Here is a 25477-nt window from a genome sequence, read left to right as displayed (position 1 = left end):
CGCCTCAACAGAAGGAAGATGTGTATGCAAATCAACCTGACCGGACATCATGTCGAAATCACGCCACCAATACGCGAGTATGTGGATACAAAGTTTGCTAAACTCGAGCGCTTTTTCGAGCACATTAATAATGTCCACGTTGTGTTGACGGTCCAAAAGCTCGACCAAATTGCTGAAGCGACGCTCCATGTCAACAATGGAGAGATTCATGCTAAAGCGCAGTCGCAAGATATGTATGCGGCCATTGATGGGTTGACCGACAAGTTGGTCAAGCAATTGAGTAAACATAAAGAGAAGCTCAAACAGCATTAAGCTATGGAACTTAAAGACGTACTCACAGTGGACTGCACGCGCAGTGCCGTCCACTGTTCCAGCAAGAAACGCGCCCTTGAAATCATTAGCCAAGTGGCTGCGGACAAGTTGGGGGTCAACGCGCAACAATTGTTTGAATGCATGCTAAGTCGTGAAAAGCTGGGCACCACAGGTATCGGCTCAGGGATTGCTATTCCACACGGCCGTATCACGGACAGTGACCATGCTATTGGCGTGCTGTTGCAATGTGCTGAACCGATTGAGTTCGACGCTATCGACAAGCGCCCCGTTGATTTGCTCTTCGCGCTACTCGTTCCGGACGAACAGTGTAAATACCACCTCCAAACCCTCTCGGCCATCGCCGAAAAGCTCAATGATAAACAGCTATGCCGACAGCTTCGCAATGCAGACTCGGACCAAGAGCTGTACAATATCATGACTCAATAACGAGTAAGGGCTGACGGGAGTCTATTATGATGCTGAAAATTGTCAGTGGCCGTTCGGGGTCAGGCAAATCTGTGGCGTTGCGGGTGCTCGAAGATCTCGGGTATTACTGCGTTGATAATCTCCCTGTGAATCTGTTGCGCGACTTCGTCACGTCGCAAGAAGATGCCGAAGCCAAAATTGCGGTCAGCTTGGACATTCGCAACCTGCCTAACGCGAATGAGCCTATTGCTGACACTCTCGCCGCGTTGCGGGAAGTGTGCGATGTCACCTTGTATTACTTGGATGCAGATGACAAAGATCTGATTAAGCGCTTTAGTGAAACGCGCCGCTTGCATCCCCTGTCGCGCCAAAACCTGTCTCTTGAGCAAGCCATTCAAGCCGAAAAGCAACAAATGGCGCCCATCAAAGAACATGCCGACCGCGTGATTAATACCACGGGGCTGTCGATTCACGACTTAAGTGAGTCGGTGCGCTCACTGGTATTGGGCCGCGCCAGTGGCGACTTGGTGATGGTGTTTGAATCGTTCGGTTTTAAGCATGGCTTACCCGCCGATGCCGACTATGTGTTTGATGTTCGCTTTTTGCCCAACCCGCATTGGGAGCCGACCCTGCGCCCTCATACCGGCTTAGAAAAGCCCGTACGCATGTTCCTCGCCGCGCAACCCGATGTCGCGATGCTGATTGCACAAATCAAAGGCTTTCTTGAGTCTTGGCTGCCCGCATTGAAAAACAATAATCGCAGTTATGTTACCGTTGCTATTGGATGCACGGGCGGTAAACACCGCTCTGTGTATATAGCGCAATATCTGGCTGACTATTTCACGGAGCTTGGCGAAAAAGTGCAAATTCGCCATCGCACCTTGGAGCAATCGTCATGACCACCCTGCACACGGATGTGTGTGTGCGTAACCGACTGGGCTTACATGCGCGGGCCGCGATGAAGCTGGTTGAGCTGCTCCAAGCCTACGACGCCACCATTGAGTTGCAAAGTGGCGATAAGCGCGCCACGGCCGATAGTGTGATGGCGATGCTGATGCTGGAATCGGCTCAAGGACAAACCATCACTCTCACCGCGACGGGTCCACAGGCCGAACCGGCTTTAAACGCGGTAAAAGCGCTGTTCGATGCCGGATTTGACGAAGAAAGTTAACCGCCCACTGCGCTGACCAGCACGCAATTCCTTTCTTATACTGACACGCAACCCATTTGTCATGCGACAGACTCCCCTGATTGCGTTAGAATTTCAGACATTGCAATGGGGGATGTTGCCTATGGCAGAAACGACAGAACAAGAACAAAGCAATCAAACCCACCAACGGCTACAAGAAGTTAGCCAACTGCTGGAACAAGGCATGTTTGTCCGCGTGCGCCGCATGTTGGAAGACATGGAGCCGGAAGACATCGCCCACCTTCTTGAGGCCTCGCCGCCCAAAGGCCGTTTAGTTCTCTGGCAACTGACGGATCCCGAAGACCAAGGTGAAATCCTCGATGAGCTGTCTGAGGATGTGAAAGACGGCATCATGGTGCGTATGGCGCCTGAGCAACTTGCCGCCGCCACCGAGGGGATGGAAACCGACGACGTCGCTTATCTACTGCGTAGTTTGCCTCAAGACGTCTCACAAGATGTGCTGGCGGAGATGGACGCACAAGACCGTGCGCGCATCCAGCAAGCGCTCTCCTACCCGGAGGACTCTGCGGGCGGGATGATGAACACCGACGTGGTCACGATTCGGGGCGACGTCACTGTGGATGTCGTGCTGCGTTATCTGCGCATGCGAGGCGAGCTACCCGATACCACAGATGCGCTTTATGTGATTGATCCGAATGGCCGACTGATTGGCAATCTACCCATTGCCGCCTTGTTAGTTAACCAACCGGATACGGAAGTGGTCGACATTATGGACGATCCGGATGAAGCCATTAGCGTAACCATGGACGATGGCGATGTGGCGAGCCTCTTTGAGCGTCGTAACTGGGTTTCAGCCCCTGTCGTCGATCAACATAATCACCTTGTCGGCCGTATTACCATCGATGATGTGGTCGATATTATTCGTGAAGATGCCGAGCACTCGATGATGGGCTTGGCCGGTCTGGACGATGACGAAGACACCTTTGCGCCCGCCTTTAAAAGTGCGCGTCGTCGCAGTATCTGGCTGGGGATCAATGTGCTCGCGGCACTGACCGCAGCCTCCGTGTCGAACATGTTTGAAGGCACGCTTGATAAGATGGCAGCGATTGCGGTGTTGATGACCATCGTCCCATCGATGGGCGGTGTAGCAGGGAATCAAACCGTTGCCTTGGTCATTCGCGGGTTAGCCGTGGGTCACATTGGTGACTCCAACACACGCTGGCTGCTCGCCAAAGAAGCCACCGTCGGACTGATCAATGGCTTGGTATGGTCGATGATTATTGGCGGCGTCGTAGTGCTATGGAAAGGGAATCTTGAGCTTGGGCTGATCATTGCCGGTGCAATGATGATGAATTTATTTATCGCTGGGATTGCCGGGGTCGCCATCCCGACTCTGTTAAAAAAATACAATATTGATCCGGCACTGGCCGGTGGCATGGCATTAACTACCGTTACTGACGTGGTTGGACTCCTTGCCTTTCTTGGCCTCGCCACCCTGTTTATTACCTAATCTGACCGCGATTAAAAAAGGCGAGCCATTGGCTCGCCTTTTTATTGGACTGTGCAAAACGCTTACCGCTTACTCGTCCAAGAAGCTACGTAATGTCTCTGAACGGCTTGGGTGACGCAGCTTACGCAGCGCTTTCGCTTCAATCTGACGAATACGCTCACGCGTAACATCAAACTGCTTACCGACTTCTTCCAACGTGTGGTCAGTATTCATATCGATACCAAAGCGCATGCGTAGCACTTTTGCTTCACGCGGTGTCAGACCGGCCAATACGTCATTGGTCGCCATTTTCAGGTTGTTAGACGTCGCTGAGTCCATCGGTAGCTCAAGGGTGGTATCTTCAATGAAATCACCCAGATGTGAATCTTCATCATCACCGATAGGGGTTTCCATTGAGATTGGCTCTTTCGCAATCTTGAGGACTTTGCGGATTTTATCTTCCGGCATCATCATGCGCTCCGCCAACTCTTCAGGCAGTGGCTCACGGCCCATTTCCTGGAGCATTTGACGCGAGATGCGGTTAAGCTTGTTGATGGTCTCAATCATGTGCACCGGAATACGAATCGTCCGGGCTTGGTCTGCAATCGAGCGAGTAATCGCCTGACGGATCCACCAAGTCGCATAGGTTGAGAACTTATAACCACGGCGATATTCAAATTTATCCACCGCTTTCATCAAGCCAATGTTACCTTCTTGAATCAAATCCAAGAATTGTAAGCCACGGTTGGTGTATTTCTTAGCAATCGAAATAACCAGACGTAAGTTGGCTTCCACCATCTCTTTCTTCGCGCGGCGTGCTTTCGCTTCACCGATAGACATGCGACGGCTAATGTCTTTGATACGCTCAACAGACAGGCCCGTCTCTTCTTCGATGATTTTCAATTTCTGCACACAACGACGCAGATCTTCTTCGTAACGCGCCACACGCTCTGCATACGGCTTACCGGATGACAGCGCTTCATCAATCCATGCATCGGATGATTCGTTACCGGCAAACAATTGCACAAAGGTTTTCTTCGGCATTTTGGCCTGATCGACACACAGACGCATTACCAAGCGTTCTTGGGTACGCACTTTGTCCATGGTCTGGCGCATTTCGTTAACCAGACGATCAAACTGCTTAGGCACCAAGCGGAACTGCTTGAAGGTTTCCGACAGCTCTTCGATAGACGCTTTAGTGCGGTCATCGTAACGACCATACTGGTTGATTGCCGCTTCCATATTGGAATACGTACGACGGAGCTCGCTAAATTTCTCGCGTGCAAGCTCAGGATCGATACCGACATCTTCTTCGCTATCATCATCGTCGTCGTCATCAGCGTCGTCGTCATCTTCGTCTTCGAGCTCTTTCTCACTCAGCTCAGAGCCGATGTGGGTGGCGGTCGGGGCCATGTCATCTTGGGTTGGATCAATAAACCCAGAGATGATGTCAGTCAGGCGTAGCTCTTCCGCTTCCACCTTATCGAACTGATCAAGCAGTGAGGCAATCGAGGCCGGGTATTCCGCCACCGAGCACTGTACTTGGTTAATGCCGTCTTCGATACGCTTGGCGATATCGATCTCACCCTCACGGGTCAGAAGCTCTACCGTCCCCATTTCACGCATATACATGCGCACAGGATCGGTGGTACGGCCAATTTCACTTTCCACACTGGACAGCGCTGCCGCTGCGGCTTCTACCGCGTCTTCGTCGGCCACGGTCTCAGACATCATCAATTCATCAGCATCGGGCGCGGCTTCTACCACTTGAATGCCCATGTCATTGATCATCTGAATGATGTCTTCTATCTGGTCGGAATCGACAATGTCTTCCGGGAGGTGGTCGTTAACTTCGGCATAGGTCAGATAGCCTTGTTCCTTGCCTTTTGCGACAAGCAACTTTAGCTGTGACTGCGGATTTTGATCCATAGACGATATCCAACTTCGGGTCTGAGTGAAGAATTTAGTATGCGGAAACGCAAACCGCCAATTTTAACAAATGTCGCCTTTGCTGGCTACTTTCTAAACGGACTGGCTCTGTATCAGTAGCATCAGTTCCCGCTTCTCTTCGACTGATAAGCCGACGGTATTTGACTTCGCTTGCAACTTGGCTATTTGTTGTTCGACACACTGGGCGAGTATTTTATCCAGTGAATCGCAAAAAAGTTCTGACGCATTATCATCGTCAATATAAAGATCCCAGCCGGCTAACCGCGCCAGCAAGGCTTCTTGTTTTGTCCCCCGCCAGTGCTCTAGCAACTGACCGGTAGTGATATTGGGGCGCGCTCGACAGATCTCAAGGATCGGATTAAGTAACGCCAAACCGGGCAAATCAATCGACTCCGCTGACGGCAACGGCGGTACTTCTTGGCCCAAGTACGGGTACTGGACCAGTAACGCAATTACCTCACGCATCGGCGTACGCTTAATCTCTGATTGCCCATGTACTTTAACGGGCTGTCCTTGGCGACGGATCAAGGTCTCAAGCTGATGGTCATCCATGATGCCCAATTTCTGCCCCAGCGTATTACGCAGGTAAAGGCGTAACGTATCTCCGGGCACTTTTTCAATCAAAGGCACCGCCAAGTTCGCAAGCTTGGCTTTGCCTTCTTGGCTGCTGGTGTCGACTTGCTTAAGCAAGGTGGTGAACATAAAGGTGGAGAGGGTTTGTGCCTCATTCAACCGCTGTTCAAACCCTTCTTTGCCCTCTTGGCGGATCATCGAATCCGGATCTTCACCGTCGGGCAAAAACATAAACTTGAGCTGCCTGCCATCAGTCATGTAAGGCAGTGCTTGCTCCATCGCCCGCCATGCTGCTTCTCGGCCGGCTCGATCGCCATCGTAGCAGCAAAGTATAGTACTACTTTGCCGAAACAGGGTTTGCATATGCTCCCCTGTAGTCGATGTCCCCAGCGAGGCCACAGCGTAATCGACGCCAAACTGTGCCAGTGCCACCACATCCATATAGCCTTCAACCACGAGGATACGCTCAGGGTGGCGATAACGTTGCATCACTTCATACAAGCCATACAACTCCCGACCTTTATGAAAGATCGGCGTTTCTGGCGAGTTCAGGTATTTCGGGGTGCCATCCCCTAACACCCGGCCACCAAAGCCAATCACACGGCCTCGGCGATCGCGGATAGGAAACATCACGCGACCACGAAAACGGTCATAACTGCGACCATTGTCGTTTTCAATCAACATGCCGGCGGTGACCAGCTGGCGTTGCTCCGCTTGGCTACGACCAAAACGTCGCTTAATGGTGTCCCAATGATCAGGGACATACCCAATACCAAACTGTTTTACCACTTCACCGGATAAACCACGTTGTTTGAGATAATCCACCGCCACCTGTCCGGCTTCCGTTCGCAGCTCGCTGCTGTAGGTCCGTGCAATGGCTTCCATGGTTTCATAAATCTGACGTTTATCGTCCGTGGGAATGCTGGGGCGTGCTGTCCCGCCATTCGCTTGTTCACGGGGCACGTCTAAACCCAGTGTGTTCGCTAACTCTTCGATCGCATCGGGAAACTCCAATCGATCAAATTCCATCACAAAATCGATGGCATTACCGTGCACACCACATCCGAAGCAGTGGTAAAACTGCTTTTCTTGGCTAACGCTAAATGAAGGCGTTTTTTCGTTATGGAACGGACAACAGGCGCTGTAATTCTTGCCCTTTTTCTTGAGCTTGACCCGTGCGTCTATGATCTCAACAATGTCGAGACGTGAGAGCAAGTCGTCAATGAATGCGCGCGGGATTCTGCCTGCCATAACCTGAAATTTATAGGGAGAGAAGCAAACAAGCCGCGCCGTCCATTACGGAAAGCACGGCTTGTTGTAAGGTCTGGAAAAACTTAGCTTAAATTCGCTTTCACGAGTTGGCTAACTTTTCCCATATCAGCTCGGCCTTGGATTTGAGGTTTTAGTACCCCCATCACCTTGCCCATGTCTTGCATGGAGGCGGCGCCGGTTTTTTCAACGGCAGCTTTTACCAATGCATCGACCTCTGCTTCGCTCAGTGGTTGAGGAAGAAACTCTTCAATCACTGCAATTTCTGCGAGTTCTGCATCGGCAAGGTCATCACGACCGGCTGACTGGTATTGGGCTACGGAATCACGGCGCTGCTTTACGCTTTTTGTCAGCACCGCAAGAATGTCCTCGTCACTCAATGACTGACGGGTATCCACTTCTTGCTGTTTAATGGCTGACATCAGAAGGCGAATCGTACCAAGACGCGTCTTGTCTTTCGCTTTCATCGCCGCTTTTTGGGCATCTTTTAGACGTTCAAGCAATTCCATAGCACCTACCTAATCTGACTAAATTAGTACAGACGTACGCGACGTTGGTTTTCGCGTGCCAACTTCTTCAGGTGACGTTTTTGAGCAGCGGCTTTAGCGCGTTTGCGAACGGTAGTTGGCTTTTCGAAGTGCTCACGACGGCGAACTTCAGAAAGAATACCTGCTTTTTCACAAGAGCGCTTAAAGCGACGCAATGCTACGTCAAATGGTTCGTTTTCACGTACTTTAACTACTGGCATGTGCCTTTCACCTCAGGGGTTATCAGTTATCGCTGGCGAATTATTGGCCAGCCTTGATTAAAAATGGTGCGAAATTCTAATCCGAATAGGGGGGCATTGTAAAGCACATCTGGCGAATTACTTCCAAGCCATGTAAGATTGCGCGCACCGCCAGCCTGTGCTGGCAACGTCTTCTCGCTTCGGTCTTCACGCTCAGCGTGCTCATTTATCCTAAGCGTTCAATCTATCGGCTGTTTTCCTGAGGTTATGATGCGAATTTTAGGCATAGAGACATCGTGTGACGAAACTGGCGTGGCGATCTACGACGATCAACGCGGGCTTTTGTCACATAAACTTTACAGTCAGGTAAAGCTTCATGCCGATTATGGCGGAGTTGTCCCTGAGTTAGCCTCTCGCGATCATGTTAAAAAGACCTTGCCGTTAGTCAAAGCAGCGATGGCAGAGGCACAGCTGACACCCGCGGATATCGATGGCGTGGCCTATACCGCCGGTCCCGGATTAGTCGGTGCCCTGCTGGTCGGTGCCACCATCGGTCGCAGTCTGGCGTACGCATGGCAAGTGCCAGCGGTGGCAGTGCATCATATGGAAGGCCACTTACTTGCACCTATGTTAGAAGACACACCTCCTCCCTTTCCTTTTGTGGCGTTGCTCGTCTCCGGCGGACACACGCTGTTAGTCGAAGTAAAAGGCATTGGCGAATACCGCATTCTTGGTGAGTCGATTGATGACGCAGCCGGTGAAGCGTTTGATAAAACCGCGAAGCTGATGAATCTTGATTATCCCGGTGGCCCCTTACTGTCAAAACTGGCAGAAAACGGCACCCACGGTCGCTTCACCTTCCCGCGTCCGATGACCGATCGCCCCGGTCTCGATTTCAGCTTTTCCGGCTTGAAGACATTTGCCGCGAATACCATTGCTGCCAATGACAATGATCCGCAAACCCGTGCGGATATCGCGTATGCCTTCCAAGACGCAGTGGTGGATACGCTGGCAATCAAGTGTAAGCGAGCGTTAGAGCAATGTGGCATGAATCGATTAGTGGTTGCTGGCGGCGTTAGCGCGAATCGTCATTTACGCGACAAACTCGACACCCTCACGCGCAAACTGGGCGGTGATGTTTTCTATCCACGTCCCGAGTTCTGTACCGATAACGGCGCCATGATTGCCTATGCGGGGATGCAGCGACTCAAAAACGGGGAGCATATGGGACTGGGGGTGAAGGCACAGCCTCGCTGGCCGATTGATACCTTGCCATCCCTAACTAAATGATGCAAAAAAGCAGCCTTGGGCTGCTTTTTTTACGTCCGTTAACGTCGCCAGCGCCTGAGTACAATGGGCTTTTCCTCGCCATCGAGTAGGCGACGAATATTTTCATAGTGACGAAATAAAATCAGGCAAGAAAGCATCGCCACTGGCATCGTAAATTGCGGTTTAATCCACCAAGTGAAAAGCGGTGCCAAAATGGCGGTGACGATAGCACTTAATGACGAATAGCCGGTGATCACCAACACCACTCCCCACGTCAGCACTAACAAGCCAGTGAGACTGAGTCCTATCGGAGCCATGGCGCCCAGCGCCGTCGCTACACCTTTGCCGCCTCGAAAATGAAAGAACACCGGATAGATGTGCCCAAGACAGGCGGCGATGCCAATCAAGCCAAGCAAAAACGGATTAATCCCGATAAGATAACTGAGCCAAACGGGGATCGTCCCTTTGAGCATGTCGCACACTAAGACCAATGCCGCGGCCGTGCGGCCGCCAAGGCGATACACATTGGTCGCGCCCGGATTTCCAGACCCTTGTTCGCGAGGATCCGGCAGGCCATAGGCCCGGCACACCAGCACCGCACTGGAAACAGAGCCGAGCAAATAGGCAGCGATGATGATGGCAATGGCCAGTGCAGTCATGTGAAATTCCTAGAGTTTGTGCTGCATTCGTTGCTATAGTGCGCCCACGATCTTGATTAGACGCAACATGGATCGGAACGCATCGCGCATCCAAGTGTCAATCGATAAGCCCGATAATACGGGCTTTCTTACCACAGTGGTATCCGACCTGTCACGGAGTGTGAAAAAACATGGATTCCGTCTTTATAGAACAACTCGACGTTGTGACCACCATCGGTGTCTACGATTGGGAACAAACCATCCAACAAAAGTTGGTACTTGATATCGAAATGGCGCACGACAATCGTCCCGCCGCCCAAAGTGATGATGTCAGTTTAGCGCTGGATTATGCCAGTGTCAGTGAGGCTGTGATTGCACATGTTCAAGCCAGCCGCTGTGCACTCATCGAGCGGGTCGCCGAAGAGGTCGCCGCGCTAATCCAGTCACAATTTGGCGTCAGCTGGGTAAAAGTGCGTGTGGCCAAACCTGGCGCCGTCGCCCAAGCGCGTAATGTTGGCGTGGTGATAGAGCGAGGCACACGGTGACAAAAGCATTAGTCAGTATTGGCTCAAACATCGATCGCGACCTGCATATTCAAGCCGCGGTTAAGGCGTTACGAGCCTTAGACCCACACTGCCGTTTTTCGCGCATTTTTGAGGCCGAACCCGTCGGCTTTGAAGGGCCGAATTTCTATAACCTTATCGCTGAGCTCGACACGGCACTCGATCTGCAAACCTTTTGGCAAACCATACGCGATATCGAAAGTCGATATGGGCGACAGCGCGACGACGTTAAGTATCGCGATCGTACCTTGGACATCGATTTATTGACCTTTGGCGATCAGTGTCAGTCCAGCGGACCGGCCTTACCGCGCAACGATATTTATAAATTTGCATTCACCCTTTGGCCGCTCGCTGAACTGTGTCCCGATCAAGCAATCCCCGGGGATGGACGAACATTTGCGCAGCTTTGGCAGCAATTTGACCAAGCCCAGCCACTATGGCCTATCGAGACCCCTGCGTATTTGAAGGAATAATCATTACCATGAGCATGTTTGAAGCCTTTTTTCTTGCCCTTATTCAAGGCTTGACTGAGTTTTTGCCCATTTCCAGCTCCGCCCACCTCATTTTGCCATCGCAGATTTTTGGCTGGGCCGACCAAGGCTTAGCCTTCGATGTGGCCGTTCATGTCGGCACACTTGCCGCGGTGATTGGCTATTTCCGCCGTGAAGTTGTGTCACTGTTAGGTGCCTTTTTCACGTCGTTCACAGGTAAACACAGTCGGGATAGTCAATTGGCTTGGATGATCGTATTGGCGACCATTCCCGCCTGCGTGGCTGGCCTATTTCTTAAAGATTTAATTGAGCTTTACCTGCGTTCAGCGTGGGTGATTGCCGCTACCACCTTACTATTTGGCGCACTGCTTTGGTGGGCTGACCGCCATGCGCGTCAACAATGCGATGAGTATCAAACCACCCGATCGCGTGCGCTGTTTATCGGGATCGCTCAAGCACTTGCTTTGATCCCAGGCACCTCACGTTCGGGCGCCACCATTACTGCTGCGCTGATGCTAGGCTACACCCGAGAAGCCGCCGCGCGTTTCTCATTTTTGATGTCGATTCCAATCATCACCCTCGCCGGATCATATCTGGGCTTACAGCTGGCCACCAGCCCAGTGCCGGTTGAGTTTGCCCCCATTGGGGTTGGCGTTTTGGTCTCGTTTGTCAGCGCCTATGCGTGTATTCATGCGTTTTTAAAGCTGGTCACCCGTGTGGGCATGTTACCGTTCGTGATTTACCGCCTGATTTTAGGTGTGGGTCTCATTGCGCTATTGATGAGCCAATAAAACTCGCTAATCCAATGCCATCCGAGGGCAGACCACATTGGCTGCCTTCAGGTGGTACATCTCCACCTCTGAATGGCTAAAAAAGCCCACTTCCCACGGGTTTTTCGCCACAAAACGCTCTCGTATCTCATCAAACATCATCGACGGTTTAGGTACGGTATAAACCTCGCCGCGAATAATGCTGTAGTTCCATTCAATCGCCTGTTCAAAGGTAAAGGTTGCGCGGCTATCAATCGCAAAGTAACAGCGGTTGTCGCGTTTTAGCAGCAACGATTTGAAAGTACTCGGAAAGGTGATAAAGAAAATGTCATCCTCGACCGACGATAAAAACGCCATCACCGTCGTATGTGGCTGACTCAGTGCATAGGTCAAAAGCACACCGATTTTATTATCATACTCACTGTCATCCATCGCCGGGACTTGCGATAAAGGTGTGGTGGGTAACGCCACGGTCCGACGCGTATCTAACGGATAAGCATAATCAGGAGCTTGATAAGACTTCACCACGCCCATCCCATAGGCCACTTGATACTCAAGCGCATCAATCATGACCTCAAAGGCGGATGTGGCAATCACCTTGCCCTTAAACGACAGACGATACACCTTAAGGTCTGCGTCATAGTCACTCACCCCGGTGCGATTATCGAGATGTAACGTCACCCATTGACCGTCTTTCAATTGGTGTCCTTTGGGAAAAATCGTACGTAACCGGGTATCACTAAGCGGCTCCACACCGCAAATCGACACCGCCATACTGCCCATCTTCTCTGGGGTGGAATACGTGCCTAGCACGCCCAATACACGCGCTCCAATCAGATCACGCAACGGCCTTGTGTCCATGCCTCGCTCCCTCGCTGCTCGACTAACAGCTATTAGCATGGCAGTAAACTAAAAAGGGCGCCAATCGGCGCCCTAAAGGAAGATGTGATGGGTATTATTCGCCAGCCACTTTCATTGCATCAATAATGATTGAGCCGGTTTGAATTTGGCTGCGCGTTTCAATATCTGTGCCGATTGCGACAATATTGGCGAACATCTGGTTTAAATTCCCCGCGATGGTAATGCCGCTGACTGGATATTGGATTTCACCGTTTTCCACCCAAAAACCCGCAGCGCCGCGCGAATAATCGCCAGTGACCGGATTCACCCCCTGCCCCATTAACTCAGTCACCAATAGACCAGTGCCCAAGGTTTTCAGCATGGCATCAGCATCTTGGCCGGTGTGGCTGACATACCAGTTATGGATACCGCCAGCGTGGCCAGTGGGCTCCATATCGAGCTTGCGAGCCGCGTAGCTGGTCGCTAGATAGGTTTTTAATACCCCTTGTTCCACGATGCGTCTGTCTTGGGTCTTGACCCCTTCGCTATCAAACGGCGAGCTGGCCGATCCTTTAAGTACGTGGGGTAACTCATTGATCGTGAGCCAGTTAGGGAAGATTTGTTCATCCTTTTTATCCAGTAAAAAGGATGACTTGCGATATAACGCAGAGCCACTGATCGCCATCACCAGATGACCAAACAGGCCGGTCGCCACACTGGCATCAAACATCACGGGGACTTCACACGTAGCCAGACTACGTGGGTCTAAGCGCGCTACCGCGTGTTTTGCCGCTTCGATACCGACTGAGGTTGGGGTCCATAAATCGGCTTTATCGCGCGCAACCGTGTAGCTCATATCGCGCTCCATGCCATTGGCACTTTCCGCGATCACCGAGCAGCTTAGCGCCTGACGGCTGGAGGCATAACTGCCTAGCATGCCGTGGCTATTGCCATACACACGGACTCCGTAATGGCTGTCGTAACTGGCTCCATCACTGAATTTGATCCGCGAGTCATAACCTAACGCGGCTTGTTCCGCCTCAATGGCTAATGCGGCTGCAGCATCGGGCTCTGGCTCGTCAGGGTAAAACAGATCAAGATCGGGATACTCAAAGGCCATTAAGTGTTTTGGTGCTGGGCCACCAAAGGGATCCGGTGAGGTATAGCTGGCAATTTCCAACGCGGCTTCGACCGTTTTGGCAATCGCACGCTCGGACAGATCTGTCGTGGATGCGCTACCTTTGCGCTGATCGCAGTAGACAGTCACTCCCAAGGCACCATCGCGATTAAACTCTACGTTCTCCACTTCACCCATGCGTGACGTGACGCTGATCCCTGTGCTTTTGGTGATCGCTACCTCTGCGGCATCACTGCGTTGCGCGGCCATGTCCAATGCACGGCTGACGGCTTGGCGTAGGTGTTGCTCTTGCTCCGCGACCTGCTGTTTTACACTCATAGTTGACCTTTCTGATTAAAATTCGAATTTAGAATACGGGGCCACGCGAGCCGGTGACAAAAAAGCCCGCGTTTGTGCGCATTTCTTGTTAACATAAGTGTCATTGCACATTCTCATTGAGGTTGAACATGGGCCGTAAAAATAAACCTGCTCCTTGGGAGGAAGAGGAAGAAATCATCTGGGTGAGTAAATCCGAGATGAAGCGCGATATGCTCGCCCTGCAAGAGCTTGGCGAAGCGCTGGTTAAGCTCAAGCCTGCCGTGTTGGAAAAGTTTCCACTCGACGACGACTTATACACCGCCATTGTTGACGCACAACGCTTAAAAAACGAAGCACGTCGTCGCCAATTGCAATATGTCGGCAAGCTCATGCGCTCTCGCGACCCTGAGCCGATTCAAGCGGCGCTGGATAAGCTACAAAACAAGCACGCGCAACAGAGTGCTGAGCTGCATAAGCTCGAAAAACTGCGCGACCGTGTTGTGGATGAAGGCGACGACGCTATCAACGATGTGATGTTGCAGTATCCAGAGGCCGACCGCCAACGCTTACGCCAGCTTGCCCGTCAGGCTAAAAAAGAGCGACAACAAAACAAGCCGCCCAAGGCCTATCGCGAGATCTTCCAATACATTAAAGGCTTTTACGACCAAAGCCTGTAAAACCTCACGCCAGTGTTCTCCACTGGCGTGTTTGTTTATGACTCCGTGCCACCCACTGTCATGGCATCAAGTTTCAGCGTTGGCTGACCCACGCCAACCGGCACACTTTGCCCTGCCTTACCACAGACGCCGACGCCTCGGTCAATCGCGAGATCATTACCCACCATCGACACTTGTTGCATCGCCTCAATACCACTGCCAATCAAAGTAGCCCCTTTCACAGGCGTGGTAACTTTGCCGTTCTCAATTAAATAGGCTTCAGAGGTCGAGAACACAAATTTACCCGAGGTAATATCCACTTGTCCGCCACCAAAGTTCGGCGCATACAAACCGTGCTCAACACTAGCAATAATATCACTCGGCGTACTGTCGCCACCCAGCATGTAGGTATTGGTCATACGAGGCATGGGTAAATGCGCGTAAGATTCGCGACGGCCGTTTCCGGTCGGTGCCACTCCCATCAAGCTCGCGTTGTGCTTATCTTGCATATAGCCTTTAAGCACCCCGTTTTCGATCAGGACGTTATATTGGCCCGGCACGCCTTCATCATCGATATTGAGCGAGCCGCGACGGTCCGCCATCGTGCCATCATCAACAATGGTGCAAAGCGGTGAGGTCACTTGCTCACCGAGGCTGCCGGTGAAGACAGACGATTCTTTACGGTTGAAATCGCCCTCCAAGCCATGCCCGACCGCTTCATGCAATAGTACGCCCGGCCAACCCGGGCCTAACACCACAGGCATGGTGCCAGCAGGGGCGCCTTCTGCACGCAAGTTCACCAACGCTAAACGAATCGCTTCATCAGCAAACTGTAGCGCCGTGCTTTTTCCGTCTTGCTCTTGCAAGAACACCTCGTAACCATAACGGCCACCGCCGCCAGCACTTCCCCGCTCACGGCGTCCATCCTGCTCAACGAGCACAGACACAGATAAACGGACCAGAGGGCGGATATCCGCGGCATAGGTTCCATCCGTGGCGGCAATCAATACTTGCTCGTACAAGCCATTAATACTGGCACTGACTTCTTTCACTCGCGGCTCTTTGGCACGAATGTAGCTGTCGATTTCTTTCAGCAATGCGATTTTTTGCTCGCGGGTTAGGCTACCGAGCGGATCAAGCGGGCCATAGTATTGACCACCTCGAACCGTGCGAAAGGCACTGACTTGACCCTGCCCACCTTTGGGTGCAATCCCGCGTGCGGCGGTCGCACTTTGCATTAAGGCATCAGCGTTAAGTTGGTCCGAGTAGGCAAACCCGGTTTTCTCACCCGTGATAGCACGTACACCTACACCTCGATCGATATTGAACGAGCCGTCTTTGATGATGCTATCTTCCAAGACGAGCGACTCGTGCCACGTTGATTGGAAAAAAACGTCGCCGTAGTCAATTTGACGACCACTCAGGTGAGCCAGTGTCTCTTGGAGATGCGACTCACTGATCCCCGCAGGGCGCAATAAGGTTTCTTCGACCTGTTCCAGACTCATTCGCTTACTCTTGGTTGAGGCTATTTATGCTAGCCAAAGATAAAAAGATGATGCGCCGAGGGTGCGCTATTTCAATTGGGTTTGCAACCGAGCGTGGTCGAGCACCGGCATTTTACGGCGAATGGATTCACCGATGCTTAGATCAAGCTCCGCCCACGTCACACCGGGGTCGTCCCCTAGTGACGCGACCACTTGCCCCCAAGGGTCGATAATCATCGAATGCCCCCACGTTTGACGGCCTTTACTGTGCTCGCCACACTGCCCGGCAGCAATCACCCAGCATTGGGTTTCAATCGCGCGGGCGCGCAGCAATGCCTCCCAGTGCGCCTGTCCCGTGACGCGCGTAAACGCCGCCGGCACAGTTAAAATATCGGCGCCTTGCGCGCGCAACGCATGATAGAGCGGCGCAAAACGCACGTCATAGCAGATGCTTAACCCCAAGCAACCAAATGGCGTGTCCACGGTGGCAAGTTGATCACCGGCTTGAAAGTAGTCCGACTCCCGATAACGTCCATGGGCATCCGCCACTTCCACATCAAACATATGGAGCTTATCGTAGCTACCTCGCAAATGTCCGGCGTTGTCGAACACCAAGCTTGCGCTACTCAAACGGCCATTGTCGTTTTGGATCGGAAAAGCCCCCACCACCAGCCAGATATCGAACTGGTGCGCCATTTCTGCCAGTTGGCGCTGGATAGGGCCATGTCCTAACGGCTCGGCATGCCGTTGGTAATCTTGTTTGTCACCAAATACCAAGGCATTTTCTGGCGTCAGTGCCAGTTTGACGCCTTGTTGATGCAACCGCTGCAAACTGGTTTGCAGTACGTCCATGTTCTGCACCGGATCGGCGCCCGAATTCATCTGGATGATGCCGACTTTCATCATGCTCACTCCTTGGCTTGTTCTGCCTGTTGGCGCAATCGTTCCGTGGCATCGGCGGGCAAGGTTAGCGCCTCTTGATTACGGGATATTTCCCGAATATCAGGCGTACCAATCGGCCCAGTGACTTGATAGCGAACCTGTGTAAAGACATCCACAACCGGCGAAATCGCCGTGGTGACGGCCAATACGTAGAGCGCCGTTTGTGGCGTAACAGCAAACGCGCTGAGCACAGGGATCCCAGAGGTAATATCTGGCGTAAAGCGCACATCCGCGTTGACTTGGTTGCTGACCAAGTTAGCGATACCTCTGATAACCATATCACCTGCTAATCCATCCATGCGGATATTATCGGTCACGACCACGCCATTTGTGATCACCGCACGGCCCGTAATGTCATCAAACGCCAGTCCATCTTCGAATACGCCAGAAAAGTCGAGTTGGATTTTGCGTAGAATAGAATCCAAGCTAAATAAGCCCAGCAGTTTGCCCGCTCCCCCGACGCCACTGATGTAACCATCTTGGATATCGGCACGGACTTCACCATTTAAACTCGTGATATCCGCTTGCCACGGCAGTCCCCCATAAGAGATATCCGCTTGCGAGGTAAAACGCGCATCTTGGATCCCACCGCTGACCCCAAAGCGCCCCATTAAATCCGACGTGCTATCGCCATTTAACTGTATGGAGAGCGCCGTTTGATTGCGCTGATCCTCATCGATTGACCAACTGCCGCTTACCGCCGCTTGGTTTTGACCGCTCTCGATGGTCAATGAGGTTAAGTCTATGCGTTCTTCTTGCTTGTCGAGTGATGCAGAAACTCGCCCAAGTCGATAGCCTTGTAGCCATAAATCTTTGATCAATATATCGGTGGATGGCACCGCCGCCAATAGCGCCTTGTCAGCGACAGAGGCTCGGCTGTCCACCGGTGCGAACAGGGGGGCATTAGGATCGTTTTCGGCGGTATCGGCGATCATATTGATATGCCAACGATCGACATCGATCGCTAAGCGTCCTCCCGTCGGCCACTGGGCGCGGCCGCTAAGCTCATTGCTACCGAGTAAGGCGTCCCATCCTTGTGGCTTTTTGCGCACAGCAAGAGACACTTGATTAAACCTCAGTTTGTCGGCATCTAAGCGAGCTATGCGTGCGTTCACTTTAGTGGGCACCGGTAAGGTCGGAAAATCACTTTGCCCTTGTGGCCATTGCGGCGTCACGTCACGCCATAGGTCACGCCACGGCATTATATCTAGCTGTGCCAAGTCAATATCCAACCGATGCCCTTGCGTCGCCAAGAGTGAGGTGGGCTGTTCGCCCACATGCCATTGGCTTGCAGTGATCACGGGACGATCGCCTTGGGTATTAATACGCGCTTGATAGCTAACCGCCGGTAACTGAATTCGCCCTTGTAGCCCTTCGCTGTTGCCCGTTGCCGCCAGCGAGGCGCTACCGGTTGACCAACGCGGTTTAGCCAGTGGCGCGGGCAATGTTGACTGCAAAGGCGTGGTGTCGATATCAACACCCAGTTGGTAGTCAAAACCGATGTCATGCAGCGTCAGGCCCAAGGTCGCCTGCCAACGGGCACCACCAGCAAGATAATCCTCGAGCGGTAACGACAGTTGAGCCAGCAAAGGGGCGACGTCCCAGTCCGCATCCAGATTAAGATCCAGCTGATAACCTGCCGCATCGGTTTGTCCGTCAAAATCGACCTTGATGGGCTGGCCCAGCCATTGGGCCGTCAGCGCCCGAGTGCGGATGGTATCATCGTCAAAGCGCAGCCTACCTGCGACATTATCCAGTTGCATGGACGGTGCCTGAATCAGCACTTGGTTCCCCGCAAAGCGCACTTCACCTGTGGCGTGCGGCTGACTACCGTCGAGAGGGATATCGAGCGCTAAATTGGCATCTACCAATCCCTTAACTTGAACGTGCGTCAACGCCGCGCCCACTGAGTCGACGAGTGGGGTCGCCAACATATAACGACGGACCGCATCCCCGGTGGCGGATAAATCTGCCGCTAGGGTTAATGTGCTATCCGGCGCCTCCATATCCGCGATATCGGCGCGAACCTGACGGCTGATCGCATCGCCAAGGCGTACATGATCGCCCTGAATGGTTAACCGTGCGTTTTCAAATAAGAGCGCAGCATCCAATTCGGTCAGAGTAGGCCATGCGGTATTAAAACTGAATGCGCCTTGACTCAGCGGCACTCGCGCTTGGAATACGCCGTCATGTTGACGGTAGGGAAACGCATTTAACGCGCCAAACCATAAAATGTCACTGCCTTGCGCCTGCCCGCCTTGAATCGCACGAGAGAGGTAATCGGTGAGTGAATCTGGCATCGCACGGATGGGTAAATAGCGCCACGTTTGGCCTGCATCGTGCACATCGGCGTTAGCATAGAGCGCCAGAAACGGTGAACCTTGTGCAGGAATGTCTAAGCGAAACGCGCCGCGCGCCGCCAAGTCTGCCGCTTGGAGGGCAATCGCATCACTCCAAACCGTCAAAGTATCGCCACGATCCGCCCATTGCACCGTCACCTCCCCATGCTCAAGCGGTAACGGCGCTTGAAAAAAATCACCATAGGGGAGTGATTGTTGCCCTAATGCTAAGGTCGCCTTGCCTTGATGTCCCTGACCGGACACGGTGACATTTAACCCCTCAAAGGCCGGGAAATAGCCCCATTGATTGGCGCGAATGTCAGAGAAAGAGGCTTGATAGCGCAGCGGCGCATCAGGGGACTGACTCATTGCCAGCGAGTCCACCATACCGGTCGGTGAAAGGGCGTCTATCAGTTGATGCTGACGGTCAGATTGGCTCAACAATCCAACTAACGGACGTAATGCCGCGATATCAATGTGACGGGCATTCAGCTGCCAGTTGGACACGTTTCCTTGCCAAGATAGCTGATTGAGCGCCGGCAGCGTGGTATCCCCTTGCTGAACCCAAACCCCATCGCTATCCACACGCCATTGCTGGTCCTCTCTTGCCTGCAGTTGCACGCGGCTGTCTTTGATCGCCCATTGCTGCGAGGCCCCTTGCTGATCGCGCCACGTCAAAGCCAAAGTATCGACACCCAGCAAGGCATTCGCCACTTGGCCTTTCTCAACCCGCAGCCATGCATTGGCATCTAAGCGCGCATTGTCAATCGTAACTGACGGCGTGAAGCGCTTCATCAGCCACGGTGCCAAATCCATGTTTTCGCTAGCCAGATAAAAATCACCACTGAGCGAGTCCAACCCGTCGGTCTCGGTAAAGGCCGCATTGACGCGGATTTTTTCCAGCTCTGTCCCCGCAATCCCAATGGTGCCCTGCGCATGATGCTGACCATTTTGATTAAGCCACAACAAGTTATCGATATTCAGCGTCTGTGCCGCCAATGAAGGTGTGACAAGAACAAGACGGGCGTTGGTTACAGAGAACTGGCCAAGGCGAGCTAAAAACAAATCTTCAAGGCGCTCACGTACCCCGGTGCTATCTTTTTTATCGGGCAGTTGACCACTGTTAAAGGTCAGCCCATCGAGGGTAACATGGGAAAACACCGGTTGACGGCGGGATAGGCTCGCAAAAACATCCAATTTTAAATCAATGTGGTTTGCGGTCAGTAACGGCGGGCTGTTATCACTGGTGGTCAAGGCGACATGATTGAGTTGCAATGACGGCGTAAGGTTGCGCCATTGGCCAGCAATGGTCCCAAGACGCGCGCTAAAGCCCGTTTGCTCGCTAACCCATTGTCGTAGCGGCTCACGCACCATATCCACGTTGGGCAATAAAAAGCGCAAACCGCCAATAAAAACGGCGGTTAACAGAATAAGACTCACGACGCCAGCTAGCAACCAGCGTCCAATTTTCGCGGCCCAGGTCATGGATTACATCATTACTACGTCAAACTGCTCTTGGGTATACAAAGGCTCGGATTTCACCTTTACTTGCTTGCCAATAAAGACTTCAAGCTCTGCGACTAAGTGGGAGTCCTCTTCTACCAAAGCTTCCACCACAGCAGGCGAGGCATATACCACAAATTTGTCGGCATCATAGGCACGGTTCACCCGAGTGATTTCTCTTAGCACTTCATAGCAGACGGTTTCTACCGTTTTCACCGAGCCTCGGCCTTCACACGTTGGACACTCGCCACACAGCACATGTTCAATACTTTCGCGCGTGCGTTTGCGGGTCATTTCCACTAAGCCGAGTTGGGTAAAGCCATTAATGTTGGTTTTTACTCGATCATGACTTAACGCTTGTTCCAGCGAGTGCAACACGCGGCGGCGGTGTTCGTCGGTACTCATATCGATAAAATCGATGATAATAATACCGCCCAAATTACGCAGACGCAGTTGACGAGCAATGGCCCGTGTCGCTTCAACATTAGTATTAAAAATAGTCTCATCAAGGTTACGGCGCCCAACAAAGGCCCCGGTATTGATATCGATGGTGGTCATGGCCTCGGTTTGATCAATGATCAAATAGCCCCCCGACTTCAACTCCACCTTACGTTCCAACGAGCGCTGGATTTCGTTTTCGGTGTCGTACATATCAAAAATCGGTTGCTGACCATCGTAGTAAGCAAGCTTGCCGGCAAGCTCGGGGACAAATTCAGAGGTGAATTCTTCCAATGTATCATATGCTTGACGAGAGTCGACCCGAATCAAATCCAGCTCGGTGCCAACAAAATCACGCACAATGCGCTGCGCTAATGCCAACTCACCATAGAGCATGGATTTTGATTTATACCGTGCGCGCCGCTCTAAGACCTTCTTCCACAACCGTTTTAGAAAGGCTGCATCTTGCGCCATTTCTTTATCCGTCGCGCCTTCAGCCGCGGTACGGATAATAAAGCCGCCCAACTCATCGCAATAGTCACTGACAATACGTTTTAGACGACTGCGCTCCTCTTCACTTTCGATACGCTGTGACACGCCAACATGCGACGCGCCCGGCATAAAGACCAGATACCGCGACGGCAGAGTGATGTCCGTGGTCAGACGAGCGCCTTTGGTGCCCAAGGGGTCTTTGACCACCTGAACCACAATGTCTTGTCCTTGGCGTACCAATTCAGAAATATCGCGCACTTGAAATTGCTGCTTCTCATTCTCAGAGACACACTCAGTGTGCGGCACGATATCCGAGGCGTGCAAAAAAGCCGCTTTATCTAAGCCAATATCGACAAAGGCTGCCTGCATCCCAGGCAAGACACGACTCACTTTCCCTTTGTAGATATTGCCTACGATGCCGCGCTTCGCTTCTCGCTCAATATGGATTTCTTGAAGGTTGCCACCTTCGATCATCGCCACCCGCGTCTCGCTAGGTGTGACATTGATTAACAGTTCCGCACTCATGGTTTCCCCGACATCTCAAAAGGGGCCTGACGATTGATCAGGCCATAAATTGCTTGAGCAGTTGCTCGGTTTCATACAATGGCAAACCAACGACCGCGTGATAACTGCCGTCGATACGGGTGACAAACTTGCCGCCAAGGCCTTGAATGGCGTATCCGCCCGCTTTATCCATAGGTTCTTTCGATTGCCAATACGCGCGAATATCGTCATCGGTCAACTCACGAAACCACACCCGTGTCGTCACCACAGTGGTCACTTGCTTCATCGCATTGGCAACGGTCACCGCCGTCATCACTTGATGCTCACGGCCAGATAGCTGTTTGAGCATACGCGCCCCATCCGCTTCATCGCGCGGTTTTTCCAGTACCTGCTCGCCATCGACGACGATCGTATCGGCGCCTAATACAGGTAAATGACCACCGGTCTTTGCGACTCCCGCACGTGCTTTGTCTTGTGATAAACGAGACACATAAGCATAAGGCGATTCACCGGCTTTTTGCTGTTCTTCAACATCCACCACTACCCGCGAAAAGTTGATGCCCATATCGGTCAACAACGCTTGGCGTCGCGGTGAGCCTGAGGCCAGATATAAATCAATGCTCATGATATCCCTCTAACGAATTGCAAAACGACGACGCACCCGGCGGAGCAGCAAGAAAAGCCAAGGCCACAGTATAAAGTTAAGCACACCTGCCCAGAGCTGCTCTGGATTAAACTGTACGTCAGAGACGAGGTACTCCGCCCAGAACTCGATCAACTTTCCCGCGAGGGTTAACAGCGACAGTAGCAACGCTTGTTGCCAGTAAGACATGTTGCGCAAAAGTTGAAAGTTGAGCGCGACAAGATAGACCAAGATCGCCATCATTAAACCGCGCACCCCTAATGTTGACCCTAACATCAGGTCCCACAGCAAGCCCAGCACGAGTGCCGTGCCAACATTGACCCGGTGCGGCAAAGCCAACACCCAGTAGAAGGTCACCAGCAACACCCACGATGGTCGAAAAGGCGCGAGTTCGCCAGGCCAAGGCGCTGCTTGTAAGATAAGCGCAGCAATAAAAGTCAGCCAAATCACCAGATGGCCGCGAAATATTGAATTTGCCACTATTGCGACTCTCCTTTTTCGTTAGATGCCACGGCATCCTCGGGTTGAGAGCCTGCTTGTTCGCTATCTTGCTCAGGATCCGCTTGCTCAGGCGTCGGCCAGACCAACAGCAAATACCGGAGACGATCAAATTTCACCGCCGGCGTTGCCTTGACCTGAGCAAATGGCCGTTTGTTGTCAAACGAAAACTCCGTCACCGTGCCCACCGGATAACCTTCCGGAAAAACACCGCCCAATCCCGACGTGACCAGCTTGTCACCGACCTTAATATCGGTACTGCTCGGAATGTTGTCCAAGCCGATATACGCTGTCGAACCCCGCCCGGAAGCAATCACTCGAATATCATTGCGCATTACCTGCACAGGAATCGCGTGGGTAGGATCGGTTAATAGCAGCACCCGGCTATTGTGCGCGCCCACATAGGCAATTTGCCCCACCACACCGTGTTCATTGATCACCGGTTGGCCTTCGTAAACACCATTGGTGCGCCCTTTATCCAGCATCACTTGATGTTTATAGGGATCGGAGTCGACCGCCATAACCTCAGCGACCATTTTTCGCTCATCGCGAACAAACGGCGAGCCGAGTAACTCCCGTAAGCGTTGGTTTTCGCGCTCTGTTTGCGCTAACAACAACTGATCACTTTCAAGACGCAATACTTGCGTACGCAGCGCCTCATTTTCGGCCACTAGACGCCGGTGAGATTGAAACTGCGTCACCAACGCATCTAGCGTGTCCCTTGGAACGTTCGACGCATATTGCAACGGTGCAACCAGTGTATTGAGGAAATAGCGAACGCCAGCAAAGGCGTCAAGACGACTATCAGCCAGCATAAGGCTGACTGATAGTAAGAGAGCGAAAAACAGGCGTAGTTGCAGAGACGGGCCTCTGCCAAACATAGGTTTCATGATGAAAACAACCTGTTTGTTGGCACGATCACCTTAGTCTTCGCTAAAGAGGTCGCCGCCGTGCATGTCAATCATTTCAAGCGCTTTACCGCCACCGCGGGCCACGCAGGTCAATGGATCTTCTGCCACCACCACAGGGATGCCGGTTTCTTCCGTCAGCAAACGGTCCAAATCACGCAGCAGCGCACCACCGCCTGTGATCACCATACCGCGCTCAGAGATGTCAGACGCTAGCTCAGGTGGACATTGTTCTAGCGCGACCATCACGGCTGAAACAATTCCGGTCAGCGGCTCTTGCAGCGCTTCAAGAATTTCATTCGAGTTCAGGGTAAAGCTACGCGGCACCCCTTCAGCGAGGTTACGACCACGCACTTCAATCTCACGCACTTCATCGCCCGGATATGCCGAGCCAATTTCATGCTTGATGCGCTCTGCCGTCGCTTCACCAATCAAGCTACCGTAGTTACGGCGCACGTAGTTGATGATGGATTCGTCAAAACGGTCACCACCGATACGCACCGATGAAGAGTACACCACACCATTTAGCGAGATCACAGCCACTTCAGTGGTACCACCGCCGATATCGATCACCATCGAACCTGTGGCTTCTGAGACCGGCAGGCCTGCACCGATCGCCGCCGCCATTGGCTCGTCAATCAAATACACTTCACGAGCACCCGCACCGAGTGCTGACTCACGAATCGCACGGCGTTCAACTTGGGTCGAACCACAAGGAACAGCGACCAGCACACGCGGGCTTGGGCGCATATAGCTGTGATCGTGTACCGATTTGATAAAGTGCTGCAGCATTTTCTCAGTCACGTAAAAGTCGGCAATCACACCATCTTTCATCGGGCGAATGGCCGCAATGTTTCCAGGCGTACGACCCAGCATTTGTTTGGCGTCGTGACCCACAGCAGCCACACTTTTTGGCGAACCCGCTCTGTCTTGGCGAATGGCAACAACAGAAGGCTCATCAAGAACAATGCCTTGTCCTTTTACGTAAATCAGCGTATTGGCGGTTCCCAAGTCAATCGATAGATCGTTGGAAAACATCCCGCGAAGTTTCTTAAACATGATGGTCGGTTAATCCTGCAAGCTGTGAAATCAGACAAATTGAGCTAAATGTATCAACGCGCACGGTAAGCGGCAAGATACGGCGCTGTAAACCTGAATGAGATCTGAG

General features: G+C 52.4%; 25 protein-coding genes. 10 read left to right on the top strand and 15 right to left on the bottom strand.

Annotated elements, in window-relative coordinates; translation table 11 throughout:
- Positions 1–24 precede the first annotated feature (24 nt).
- The 5 genes from hpf to mgtE all read left to right on the top strand — a co-directional run bounded on the left by hpf (position 25) and on the right by mgtE (position 3398).
- A complete protein-coding gene (gene hpf, locus N7E60_RS01870; RefSeq protein ID WP_069588127.1) occupies positions 25–312 on the top strand; it encodes a ribosome hibernation promoting factor in 288 nt (95 codons plus the stop codon).
- Positions 313–315: 3 nt separating this feature from the next.
- Entirely contained in the window at positions 316–759 is a 444-nt protein-coding gene (ptsN, locus tag N7E60_RS01865) for a PTS IIA-like nitrogen regulatory protein PtsN (RefSeq protein WP_269597967.1), read from the top strand.
- Positions 760–785: 26 nt separating this feature from the next.
- The gene (gene rapZ / locus N7E60_RS01860) at positions 786–1637 is read left to right on the top strand and encodes an RNase adapter RapZ (RefSeq protein WP_167313906.1); all 852 of its coding nucleotides are present in this window, start codon (positions 786–788) and stop codon (positions 1635–1637) included.
- A complete protein-coding gene (locus tag N7E60_RS01855; protein ID WP_077456362.1) occupies positions 1634–1909 on the top strand; it encodes an HPr family phosphocarrier protein in 276 nt (91 codons plus the stop codon). The genes rapZ and N7E60_RS01855 overlap by 4 nt, the downstream gene beginning before the upstream one ends.
- A 121-nt stretch (positions 1910–2030) precedes the next feature.
- Complete coding sequence (gene mgtE / locus N7E60_RS01850; RefSeq protein ID WP_077456360.1) at positions 2031–3398, top strand: magnesium transporter; 1368 nt, start codon at positions 2031–2033, stop codon at positions 3396–3398.
- A 69-nt stretch (positions 3399–3467) separates the two neighbouring features.
- On the opposite strand, the gene rpoD is transcribed toward mgtE, so the two are convergent.
- The 4 genes from rpoD to rpsU form a co-directional block, all read right to left on the bottom strand.
- On the bottom strand, positions 3468–5306 hold the full coding sequence (gene rpoD / locus N7E60_RS01845) for an RNA polymerase sigma factor RpoD (RefSeq protein WP_077456358.1): 1839 nt from the start codon (positions 5304–5306) through the stop codon (positions 3468–3470).
- Positions 5307–5399: 93 nt separating this feature from the next.
- Positions 5400–7151, bottom strand: a complete 1752-nt coding sequence (gene dnaG, locus N7E60_RS01840) for a DNA primase (protein ID WP_077456356.1) — start codon at positions 7149–7151, stop codon at positions 5400–5402.
- A gap of 83 nt (positions 7152–7234) precedes the next feature.
- Positions 7235–7678, bottom strand: a complete 444-nt coding sequence (locus N7E60_RS01835; RefSeq protein ID WP_069588140.1) for a GatB/YqeY domain-containing protein — start codon at positions 7676–7678, stop codon at positions 7235–7237.
- Positions 7679–7701: 23 nt separating this feature from the next.
- Positions 7702–7917 carry a 30S ribosomal protein S21 gene (gene rpsU / locus N7E60_RS01830; RefSeq protein WP_069588141.1) on the bottom strand — a complete coding sequence of 72 codons (216 nt, stop codon included), beginning with the start codon at positions 7915–7917 and terminating at the stop codon, positions 7702–7704.
- A 249-nt stretch (positions 7918–8166) separates the two neighbouring features.
- Here rpsU and tsaD point away from each other — a divergent pair, with 249 nt between their 5' ends.
- A complete protein-coding gene (gene tsaD / locus N7E60_RS01825) occupies positions 8167–9186 on the top strand; it encodes a tRNA (adenosine(37)-N6)-threonylcarbamoyltransferase complex transferase subunit TsaD (protein WP_077641059.1) in 1020 nt (339 codons plus the stop codon).
- A gap of 38 nt (positions 9187–9224) precedes the next feature.
- On the opposite strand, the gene plsY is transcribed toward tsaD, so the two are convergent.
- The gene (plsY, locus tag N7E60_RS01820) at positions 9225–9824 is read right to left on the bottom strand and encodes a glycerol-3-phosphate 1-O-acyltransferase PlsY (RefSeq protein ID WP_069588145.1); all 600 of its coding nucleotides are present in this window, start codon (positions 9822–9824) and stop codon (positions 9225–9227) included.
- Positions 9825–9994: 170 nt separating this feature from the next.
- Between plsY and folB the strand changes: the two genes are divergently transcribed.
- The 3 genes from folB to N7E60_RS01805 are packed head-to-tail and all read left to right on the top strand — an operon-like array spanning position 9995 to position 11648.
- On the top strand, positions 9995–10348 hold the full coding sequence (gene folB, locus N7E60_RS01815) for a dihydroneopterin aldolase (protein ID WP_069588147.1): 354 nt from the start codon (positions 9995–9997) through the stop codon (positions 10346–10348).
- The gene (gene folK, locus N7E60_RS01810) at positions 10345–10839 is read left to right on the top strand and encodes a 2-amino-4-hydroxy-6-hydroxymethyldihydropteridine diphosphokinase (protein ID WP_069588149.1); all 495 of its coding nucleotides are present in this window, start codon (positions 10345–10347) and stop codon (positions 10837–10839) included. Before folB ends, folK begins: the two co-directional genes overlap by 4 nt.
- A gap of 8 nt (positions 10840–10847) precedes the next feature.
- A complete protein-coding gene (locus N7E60_RS01805; RefSeq protein ID WP_269597966.1) occupies positions 10848–11648 on the top strand; it encodes an undecaprenyl-diphosphate phosphatase in 801 nt (266 codons plus the stop codon).
- Positions 11649–11654: 6 nt separating this feature from the next.
- Here the strand turns inward: N7E60_RS01805 and N7E60_RS01800 are convergent, their stop codons facing one another.
- On the bottom strand, positions 11655–12488 hold the full coding sequence (locus tag N7E60_RS01800; RefSeq protein ID WP_269597965.1) for a hypothetical protein: 834 nt from the start codon (positions 12486–12488) through the stop codon (positions 11655–11657).
- Between the two features lie 94 nt (positions 12489–12582).
- Positions 12583–13923 carry a metalloprotease PmbA gene (pmbA, locus tag N7E60_RS01795; RefSeq protein ID WP_069588153.1) on the bottom strand — a complete coding sequence of 447 codons (1341 nt, stop codon included), beginning with the start codon at positions 13921–13923 and terminating at the stop codon, positions 12583–12585.
- Between the two features lie 128 nt (positions 13924–14051).
- Between pmbA and yjgA the strand changes: the two genes are divergently transcribed.
- Entirely contained in the window at positions 14052–14579 is a 528-nt protein-coding gene (gene yjgA / locus N7E60_RS01790; protein ID WP_069588156.1) for a ribosome biogenesis factor YjgA, read from the top strand.
- A 35-nt stretch (positions 14580–14614) separates the two neighbouring features.
- On the opposite strand, the gene tldD is transcribed toward yjgA, so the two are convergent.
- The 8 genes from tldD to N7E60_RS01750 all read right to left on the bottom strand — a co-directional run bounded on the left by tldD (position 14615) and on the right by N7E60_RS01750 (position 25368).
- Positions 14615–16063: a metalloprotease TldD gene (gene tldD, locus N7E60_RS01785; protein WP_269597964.1), complete on the bottom strand. Its 1449-nt coding sequence runs from the start codon at positions 16061–16063 to the stop codon at positions 14615–14617.
- A 66-nt stretch (positions 16064–16129) separates the two neighbouring features.
- Entirely contained in the window at positions 16130–16948 is an 819-nt protein-coding gene (locus tag N7E60_RS01780) for a carbon-nitrogen hydrolase family protein (RefSeq protein ID WP_077641063.1), read from the bottom strand.
- Positions 16949–16950: 2 nt separating this feature from the next.
- On the bottom strand, positions 16951–20808 hold the full coding sequence (locus N7E60_RS01775) for a YhdP family protein (RefSeq protein WP_269597963.1): 3858 nt from the start codon (positions 20806–20808) through the stop codon (positions 16951–16953).
- Between the two features lie 3 nt (positions 20809–20811).
- The gene (gene rng, locus N7E60_RS01770) at positions 20812–22281 is read right to left on the bottom strand and encodes a ribonuclease G (protein WP_069588168.1); all 1470 of its coding nucleotides are present in this window, start codon (positions 22279–22281) and stop codon (positions 20812–20814) included.
- Between the two features lie 37 nt (positions 22282–22318).
- On the bottom strand, positions 22319–22888 hold the full coding sequence (locus tag N7E60_RS01765) for a Maf family protein (protein WP_096630698.1): 570 nt from the start codon (positions 22886–22888) through the stop codon (positions 22319–22321).
- A 6-nt stretch (positions 22889–22894) separates the two neighbouring features.
- Positions 22895–23383 carry a rod shape-determining protein MreD gene (gene mreD / locus N7E60_RS01760; RefSeq protein ID WP_069588172.1) on the bottom strand — a complete coding sequence of 163 codons (489 nt, stop codon included), beginning with the start codon at positions 23381–23383 and terminating at the stop codon, positions 22895–22897.
- Positions 23383–24291 carry a rod shape-determining protein MreC gene (gene mreC / locus N7E60_RS01755; protein ID WP_069588174.1) on the bottom strand — a complete coding sequence of 303 codons (909 nt, stop codon included), beginning with the start codon at positions 24289–24291 and terminating at the stop codon, positions 23383–23385. The genes mreD and mreC overlap by 1 nt, the downstream gene beginning before the upstream one ends.
- Before the next feature lie 33 nt (positions 24292–24324).
- Entirely contained in the window at positions 24325–25368 is a 1044-nt protein-coding gene (locus N7E60_RS01750) for a rod shape-determining protein (protein ID WP_069588176.1), read from the bottom strand.
- Between the last annotated feature and the right edge of the window lie 109 nt (positions 25369–25477).

It is taken from the genome of Salinivibrio proteolyticus, from assembly GCF_027286365.1.
GTDB lineage: Bacteria > Pseudomonadota > Gammaproteobacteria > Enterobacterales > Vibrionaceae > Salinivibrio > Salinivibrio proteolyticus.
This window is presented reverse-complemented; position numbering and strand designations above follow the sequence as displayed.